Below are 8,406 nucleotides of genomic sequence, written 5' to 3'. Positions count from 1 at the left end.
AGGGTACCACCAATCAGCAGTTGGCCACCTCTCGCCATTCATCCATGAGTGTCGCACTTATTATCTGAATTCCCGATCTGCGTGCCTGCGCCCCCGATACCGGGGGCAAAAAGCAGGTGGCACTCTGGACACAATGGTTGCCTAATTAAATAAATATGCATAAAAATCAATACAGGCAGGGCTCGATATATGAACTCTTCTGCTGTTTGTATGAAGCATCGTGCTGCTGAAAATTTTCTGTGAGCCACCTCCCGCCGTTTAATTCAAGAGCCTATAACCTTGACCCGTACAATAAAAACCTGACGTGTTCCGGTTTATTTCACCATGCATCACAAAGGAGTGTCATATGTATAAAAAAGTGAAACTGGCGAGCATTATCAGCACCCTTATTCTCTCGGCCACTGCATATTCTGCAGAGATGACCGTGGGCTTCTCGCAAATTGGTTCTGAATCCGGGTGGCGAGCTGCAGAAACATCAGTCGCCAAGAGCGAAGCCCAAAAACGCGGCATCATCCTGAAAATTGCGGATGCCCAGCAGAAACAGGAGAACCAGATCAAGGCCATTCGCTCCTTTATTGCCCAGGGGGTGGATGCCATCTTTATTGCCCCCGTGGTACAGACTGGCTGGGAGCCGGTACTGCAGGAGGCGAAAGAGGCCGAGATCCCGGTCTTCCTGCTGGATCGCAATATCACGGTAAAAGATGACGGTCTCTTCATGACCGGGGTCGCCGCCGACAGCGTCCACGAAGGGGAAGTGGCAGCCCAGTGGCTCATCAAGCAGCAGGATGGCGAACCGTGCAACGTGGTGGAATTGCAGGGCACGGTGGGTGCCAGCGTGGCGCTGGATCGCAAGAAGGGCTTCCTCGACACCGTCTCGGCCGTGCCCACCATCAAGATCATCCGCACCCAGTCCGGCGACTTCACCCGCAGCAAAGGCAAGGAGGTGATGGAGAGCTTCATCAAGGCGGAAAATAGCGGCAAGAATATTTGCGCCGTCTACGCCCATAACGATGACATGGCCATCGGCGCCATCCAGGCCATTAAAGAGGCCGGGCTGAAACCGGGCAAGGATATCAAGATCATCTCCATCGATGGCGTGCCGGATATTTTCAAGGCGATGATCGCAGGCGAAGCCAATGCCTCGGTGGAGCTCACGCCGAATATGGCGGGACCGGCCTTCGATGCCCTGCTGGCCTATAAGAAAGATGGCACCCTGCCCCCCAAACATATCAAGACGGAGTCCAAACTGTTTGAGCCCGGGAGTGCCGAGGCGCAGCTCGAGCTGAAAAAAGACATGGGTTATTAATCCCGCTCCCCCGCCAGACTGTCACATAGCGCGCCATATAAGTGATTGAACTTGTATGGCGCGCTATATCGGAGAGCCAATGTTCATGTCAGAGAACACTCACGATGTCGTATTGAATGCCCGCGGAATATGCAAGGCGTTTCCCGGAGTACGAGCCCTGCATCAGGTGGACTTCTCCCTGCGCCGCGGAGAGATCATGGCGCTGCTCGGCGAGAACGGGGCCGGCAAGTCCACGTTGATCAAGACCCTCACCGGTGTCTATCAGCGAGACGCCGGCCGTATCGAACTCGATGGCGTCCCCATCTCCCCCACGGACACCGCCCATGCCCAGCATCTGGGGATAGGCACCGTCTATCAGGAGGTCAACCTGCTGCCGAACATGTCGGTGGCGGACAACCTCTTCATCGGCCACGAGCCCCGCCGTTTCGGCTTCATCGACCGGGGCGCCATGACCCGGCAGGCCAGCGCCATCATGGCCAGCCACGGCTTCGAGATGGATGTCACCCTGCCCCTGGGCCACTACTCGGTCGCCATGCAGCAGATCGTGGCCATCGCCCGGGCGGTGTCACTCTCCGCCAGGATCCTGATCCTGGACGAGCCCACCGCGAGCCTGGATGCCAGCGAAGTCCAGATGCTCTTCTCCCTCATGACGCGCCTGCGGGATCAGGGGGTGAGCCTCATCTTCATCACCCATTTTCTCGATCAGGTCTACGCCATCAGCGATCGCATCACAGTGCTGCGCAACGGCGAGCTGGTCGGCACCCGCGACACCCAGGCACTGCCACAACTGGAGCTGGTCAAGATGATGCTGGGACGCGAGCTGGACGACAATGCCCTCAAGCGGGCGGGCAAGACACTGCGCAGCAACCAGCCCATGGTGTCGTTCAGGGACTATGGCAAGCGGGGAGTCATCGCCCCCTTCAGTCTCGACGTCATGCCCGGGGAGATAGTGGGTCTCGCCGGCCTGCTCGGGTCCGGTCGTACCGAGACCGCCGAGCTGATGTTCGGCATAGTGCCGAGCGACAGCGGCGAGTGCCGGGTGCGGGACAAGTCGGTGACCATCCGCTCTGCACGCCAGGCGGCCGCCAACGGCTTTGGTTTCTGCCCGGAGGATCGCAAGAGCGCCGGCATCATCGCCTCGGCCTCGGTGCGGGAGAACATGGTGCTGGCCCTGCAAGCCCAGCGGGGCTGGTTGCATCCCCTGTCTCGCAAGGAACAGGACGAGATCACCGCCCGCCTCATCGAGCAGTTGGCCATCAAGACCCCGGGACCAGAGCAGCCCATCCAGTTTCTCTCCGGGGGCAACCAGCAAAAGGTGCTGCTCGCCCGCTGGCTGCTCACCAAACCCCAGTTCCTGATCCTGGACGAGCCCACCCGGGGCATCGACGTGGGGGCTCACGCCGAGATCATCCGCCTCATCGAATCCCTCTGCGCCAACGGGCTGGCCCTGCTGGTCATCTCCTCCGAGCTCGAGGAGCTGGTGGGCTATGCCGATCGGGTGATCGTCCTTCGTGACAGAAAACAGGTGGCAGAGCTTGCGACGGACGCCCTGAGCGTCCCTGCCATCATGAACGCCATTGCATGTGAGGCCTGATATGACGTCATCCATTCTTCCCCTCGCCAAGGGGTCGCGCGCCCGCAGGGAGTGGCCCACGGGCTCGGCCCAGTGCGCCGCCCTGGTGTGCGTGCTGCTCATCAATGCCCTGGTCGCCGACAACTTCTTCGCCATCCACATCCAGGATGGGCGGCTGTTTGGCAGCCTCATCGACATCCTCAACCGCTGTGCCCCGGTGGCCCTGCTCTCCCTCGGCATGACGCTGGTGATCGCCACCGGCGGCATCGACCTGTCGGTGGGCGCCGTCATGGCCATCAGCGGGGCCACCATGGCCAGCCTGGCCACCGGCGGTCACAGCCTGCCGGTCATCTTCGCCGCCGTCATCGGGGTGGGCCTTCTGTGCGGCCTGTGGAACGGCCTGCTGGTGGCGGTGTTCAAGATCCAGCCCATCGTCGCCACCCTGATCCTCATGGTGGCGGGCCGGGGAATCGCCCAGCTCATCACCGAGGGGCAGATCATCACCTTCAACAACGACGCCCTCGCCTGGATCGGCAGCGGCTCCCTCTTCTATCTGCCCACCCCGGTCATCATCACCCTGGGCATGGCGCTGCTGCTCTGGCTGCTGACCAAGCGCACCGCCCTCGGCCTCTTCATCGAAGCGGTGGGGATCAACATCAAGGCCGCCAAGAACGCCGGGCTCAACACCCCCATGGTTGTGATCGCCACCTACCTGTTGAGCGGCATGATGGCCGCCGTCGCCGGCATGATAGTCGCCGCCGACATCCGGGGTGCCGATGCCAACAACGCCGGGCTCTGGCTCGAGATGGACGCCATTCTGGCGGTGGTGATAGGGGGCACCTCCCTGATGGGGGGGCGCTTCAACCTCGCCCTCTCCCTGATCGGCATACTGATCATCCAGGGGGTGAACACCGGGATCCTGCTCTCCGGCTACCAGCCCCAGTGGAACCAGATCGTCAAAGCCCTGGTGGTACTGGCGGTGCTGGTCATGCAGTCACCGACCCTCAACCACCTCTTCCAGCGAGGGACTCGCCATGTTTAAACGCAACCTCCCCCTGATGGTGACCATCATGGTCTTCGTGCTGGGCTATCTGCTCTGCCTGGCCTCCTTCCCAGCCTTCATATCCACCCGCATCATCTGCAACATCCTGACGGACAACGCGTTTCTGGGAATTGTGGCGGTGGGCATGACCTTCGTCATCCTCTCGGGGGGCATCGATCTGTCGGTGGGGGCCGTCATCGCCTTCACCGGCGTGCTGCTGGCAACGCTCATCGGGAAGCTGGGCGTCAGCCCCGTGCTGGCCATCCCTCTGGTACTGGTGCTCGGGGCAGGCTTTGGCGCCCTCATGGGCTGGCTGATCGACACCCTGAAGATCCCCGCCTTCATCATCACCCTGGCGGGCATGTTCTTCCTGCGGGGGGCCAGTTTTCTCATCTCCGAGCAGTCCCTGCCCATCGATCATCCCACCTTCACCTACCTGTCGAGCCTGTCGTGGAAGATACCGGGGGGCGGTCGCCTGAGCCTGCTGGCCCTCATCATGCTGGCGGTGGTGGTCTTCGGCATCCTGCTCGCCAACCGCACCCGCTTTGGCAACAACGTTTACGCCATCGGCGGCAACGCCACCTCGGCGGCCCTGATGGGGATCTCGGTGCGCCACACCACCATTCGCATCTACCTGCTCTCCACCACCCTGGCGACCCTGGCAGGCATCGTGTTCGCGCTCTATACCTCGGCGGGCTATCCGCTCGCCGCCGTCGGGGTGGAGCTCGATGCCATCGCCGCCGTGGTCATTGGCGGCACCCTGCTGAGCGGCGGGGTGGGTACCGTCTTCGGCTCCCTGTTCGGGGTGCTGATCCAAGGGTTGATCCAGACCTACATCAACTTCGACGGCACCCTCAGCTCCTGGTGGACCAAGATCATCATCGGCCTGCTGCTGTTCAGCTTCATCGCCCTGCAGCGCCTGCTGATCCTGGTCTCGGAACACCGCAAGGCCAACAAGCCAGGTCCCTTCAAGCGCCAGGTTGCCGCCCAGCCCGAGTGAGGTATCAGCAAGACTCTGGTGGCAGAAGATAACGCGGGCAAGGCGCTCCCGTGCGCCCTCCCCGCCTGGCCATAGCAGGTCCGGCGCAGAGGATGGGGAGGCAGCGGGGGCGCTCACAGGGCCCGCCCCCAGCCTCCCGCACGCCCCTTTGAGGGGTGACACCGTCTTTGGAGGGCACTCAGGTCAATCGCGCCACCAGGGGCTGCCCTCATGGGGGCTCAGCACCTCCAGAGGCTCCCCCATGAGAGGCGTGGTCAGAGGTATCTGTTGCTCGGCAGCCAGTCGGGCAATCTGCTCAAGCGGGTCGTTCCAGCGGTGCATGGCCAGATCGAAGGTGCCGTTGTGCACCGGATAGAGCCATTTCCCCCCGAGATCGTGAAACGCCTGCGCCGTCTGCGCCGGGAGCATGTGCACCAGCTCCCAGCGCTTGTCGTAGGCCCCGGTCTCGAGGAAGGTCACGTCGAACGGACCGTAGCGCCTGCCAATCTCCTTGAAACCGTCGAAGTAGCCGCTGTCACCGCTGAAGAAGAGGTTGACCCCCTCGCCGCGAATGATCCAGGAGGCCCAGAGGGTCTGGTTGCCGTCCCCGAGGCCACGGCCGGAGAAATGCTGGGCCGGGGTCGCTACCAGGGTGACACCGCCCACCCGGGTCTGCTGCCACCAGTCCAGTTCGCGGATCTTCTCCTTCGCAATTCCCCAGGCCATGAGGCGCGCCCCCACCCCGAGGGGCGTGATGAAGTGGCCGACCTTCTCCTGCAGCGCCAGTATGGCCCCGTGATCGAGATGGTCGTAGTGATCATGGGAGAGGATCACCCCCTCGATGGGAGGCAGCGCCTCCAGGGTGATGGGCGGCTGATGCCAGCGCTTGGGGCCGAACCACTGCACCGGTGAGGCACGCTCGCTGAACACGGGATCCGTCAGCCAGAACGTGCCCTGCAACTTCAGCAGCAGAGTGGAGTGGCCGAGGCGCCACACGCTGTTGTCCGGCGCCGCGATGAGCCCCTCCCGGGTCATGACCTGTACCGGAATGGCGCGATCCGGCACCGTGCCCTCAGGCTTGGCGAACAGGAAGTCCCACCAGAGCCTGACCCCTTCCCAGAGGCTTCGCGCCTGGGGTGTCACGGCATTGTTGAACCGGCCCCCCTGATATTGCGAAGAGTCCGGGTGTTCGGGCAGACCCGGTTTGAGTAGAGATGAGATCATGCCAATCATCAGGGCTCCTTTGAGCAACCACAGAAAACGGCGCCCCTCAGGGGCGCGAAAAGAGGCTGACGGGTCTGCATTCATGACACGCCTGTCAGCCTGGTCTCTGGTGAGTCGGGAGCAACCCCTGCACGGGGCCGCACCTTCCATAAAACAGAACGGGAGAGTCGCACGGTATGAAACCGGTGCCCGGCGTCTTCAGCAACGGCAAGATAGCCTGCCCGGGCTCCCGCCACCAGAGGGGGTCGCGTTGCCGCGTGTCCCCGGCATGGTGTCGCGTCACGCACATGGCCTCACCTGCTCTGCCGGCGCCAAAACAAGGAGGCGTCAGATGGCGTACTGCAAGAGCTTGCAGTGCTGAAAGTCAGAAGATGGCTGGGCCATAGAGGCCACGGGAGGTGACTGAGGGAAAGCATGATCTCAAGGGGACAGTGCTGAAGATCAAGAGGAAGTTTGAGCCAGGCGCGGTCTGAAGCCTGATGAACGCCCATAGGGCACAGGCTCACCTTGCGGTAGAGCAAATAGCATGTGAAGAGAGCTGAAAATGCACTTTGAAGACTCCTGATTCATCCACATGAAGTGGATTACCAAGAGGTCTGAAGGGGGGTATTAGCTGTAACTTGTTGAATAGCAGAAACAGGTGGTGGCCCTACCAGCCACATCCCGGCACTCGAGTCCCCCGCCTTGGCTGCTACCTTCCGGTCCTGACCAGGTCGACGGGTTATCAATGCGAGCCCAAATAAATCAGGCAGTTAGGGATGGAACAGATTGCCATCACAGTGTTCTGAAACCTCAACAAGCGAGAATCCGCCGCAAGTACGGTCATCCACATCAAGTGGACATGCTTAAATTGGTAACAAACAGGCCAATCCTACCCGCCCTCTCCCGTACACTGCAAGCACCTCATTACAGGCCCCATCCCCTCCCTCAGAAGCTCAACAATCAACCCAATATTGAGCAAAATGAAATCTAATGGTAACTTTGGGTCTCACTTAAACCCGAGGTGACATATGGCTACGAACACAGGCAAAGGCTATCGACAAGGTTCCGTCAACGACCGTACCCAAGTTCAGAACCCGGTTAATGGGAACTGGACGAAACGCGATACGGATAGCGGCAAGTTTATCGAGCAGAAACAAGGTGGGGAGCCCTTCAAAGGGGTAGCCAAAGAAACCGACAACCGCCGGAAGTGAGTTCATCGATGACCGACCAGTGTTCTTGTGGCCAGCCCCTCAATCATTCCGTTGTGTTCCATCAAAACGGGCAGAAACTCAAAAGCTGCCCGAACTGTTCAGAACTGGCTGGCGTTCATGTGTTCTATCGAGCAGGAGAGTTCGGATTCAGGCGGATGGCTGGTGTAACCAGGATACAATCATGGTGCCGCGGTTGCCGAGCCAAGCGCCGCTACCGGCTTGATGCCTTGCATACCTGCTAAAGAAAAGGAGCTCTGATGTGAGCTCCTTCAAGTCTACTAGGCCAGAATCGCCACTGCGGGAAACAGCAGAAGCAAATGGAACAGCAACAGGATCGGGGTAGGATAGCCCTGCACCTTCCCCAGCTCCTCTTTTACCCCCTCTGATAACGCATCGCTATTACGGTAGCAAGGCAGTACGAAGAGCATGGCAAAACCGAGGTAGACCATACCGGCACCTATCTGGCCCACAGCTTCGTACTGTGACATCGCGAAATCAATCAAGGGGTTCCCAGCCATGCCATCACGTTTAAAGCGGATAAACCATCCGAACATGATGCCTGCTGTTGTCATACCAACCGACGCCAGGGCAATGACTCGCAGCTTACTCTGAGCCATCCCTATCGCCCTCAGCCGCTTTTCGAGGCAGATAAAGCTGATCAGGGCCCAGTGGAATGACCAAAAGGCCGCGACCAACAGCATGATCGGCAAGCCTGGGAAGCGATTTGACCGAAAGCCTGCCATTCCCAACCCAAAGTAGAACACGATAACGGCCACCGCGGTTAGCCATATCCCCCACAAGTGAGCCTTCAACATCCCCGAGAGGTAAGCATTGTAACTGCATATTCCCCCCCGCTGGTAGGGATTGTTGTTGACATCACTCGAATCTAGTTCAGGGTCTCTACGCAGCGACTGCTTCAGCCACAGACGATAACGGGCCCACTTGCCCGCCATCTGTGTTGAGAACGTATCCCGCTGCTCGAAAAACCGGCCAGACTCTTGCCTTATCTTTTCTTGTTCCATGTCGTTATCCTTGTTGTCAAAACCATTAATTCGCCGGTAAGTCCCCACACGCATTTTGAACAGGCAT

7 protein-coding genes and 1 other RNA gene are annotated in these 8,406 nt (G+C 60.1%); 5 read left to right on the top strand and 3 right to left on the bottom strand.

The genetic code is table 11. The features are described 5' to 3' along the window. The first annotated feature begins 346 nt into the window (after nucleotides 1-346). The 4 genes from ytfQ (at nucleotide 347) to yjfF (ending at nucleotide 4,921) form a co-directional block, all read left to right on the top strand. A complete protein-coding gene (gene ytfQ / locus PG887_RS11295) occupies nucleotides 347-1,306 on the top strand; it encodes a galactofuranose ABC transporter, galactofuranose-binding protein YtfQ (RefSeq protein WP_104455878.1) in 960 nt (319 codons plus the stop codon). 85 nt (nucleotides 1,307-1,391) lie between these two features. Further along, nucleotides 1,392-2,900: a galactofuranose ABC transporter, ATP-binding protein YtfR gene (ytfR, locus tag PG887_RS11290; RefSeq protein WP_270821720.1), complete on the top strand. Its 1,509-nt coding sequence runs from the start codon at nucleotides 1,392-1,394 to the stop codon at nucleotides 2,898-2,900. A 1-nt stretch (nucleotide 2,901) separates the two neighbouring features. Next, a complete protein-coding gene (gene ytfT / locus PG887_RS11285; RefSeq protein WP_104455877.1) occupies nucleotides 2,902-3,921 on the top strand; it encodes a galactofuranose ABC transporter, ATP-binding protein YtfT in 1,020 nt (339 codons plus the stop codon). After that, nucleotides 3,914-4,921 carry a galactofuranose ABC transporter, permease protein YjfF gene (gene yjfF / locus PG887_RS11280; RefSeq protein WP_104455876.1) on the top strand — a complete coding sequence of 336 codons (1,008 nt, stop codon included), beginning with the start codon at nucleotides 3,914-3,916 and terminating at the stop codon, nucleotides 4,919-4,921. Before ytfT ends, yjfF begins: the two co-directional genes overlap by 8 nt. Nucleotides 4,922-5,104: 183 nt before the next feature. Here the strand turns inward: yjfF and PG887_RS11275 are convergent, their stop codons facing one another. Together PG887_RS11275 and ffs are read right to left on the bottom strand one after the other, a co-directional pair. Continuing rightward, a complete protein-coding gene (locus tag PG887_RS11275) occupies nucleotides 5,105-6,133 on the bottom strand; it encodes an MBL fold metallo-hydrolase (protein ID WP_270821718.1) in 1,029 nt (342 codons plus the stop codon). A 638-nt stretch (nucleotides 6,134-6,771) separates the two neighbouring features. Next, nucleotides 6,772-6,865: signal recognition particle sRNA small type (gene ffs / locus PG887_RS11270), an RNA gene on the bottom strand. A gap of 269 nt (nucleotides 6,866-7,134) precedes the next feature. On the opposite strand from ffs, the gene PG887_RS11265 reads away from it, so the two are divergent. Further along, nucleotides 7,135-7,317, top strand: coding sequence for a hypothetical protein (locus PG887_RS11265; RefSeq protein WP_021230269.1), 183 nt, complete (start codon nucleotides 7,135-7,137; stop codon nucleotides 7,315-7,317). A 278-nt stretch (nucleotides 7,318-7,595) separates the two neighbouring features. Here PG887_RS11265 and PG887_RS11260 read toward each other — a convergent pair whose 3' ends face one another. Further along, nucleotides 7,596-8,339, bottom strand: a complete 744-nt coding sequence (locus PG887_RS11260; RefSeq protein WP_270821717.1) for a hypothetical protein — start codon at nucleotides 8,337-8,339, stop codon at nucleotides 7,596-7,598. Nucleotides 8,340-8,406 lie beyond the last annotated feature (67 nt).

It is taken from the genome of Aeromonas sp. QDB14 (assembly GCF_027707845.1).
In the GTDB taxonomy this organism is placed as follows: Bacteria; Pseudomonadota; Gammaproteobacteria; order Enterobacterales; family Aeromonadaceae; genus Aeromonas; species Aeromonas caviae.
The sequence above is the reverse complement of the archived record's forward strand: the minus strand, read 5'-3'. Positions and strand labels throughout refer to the sequence as shown.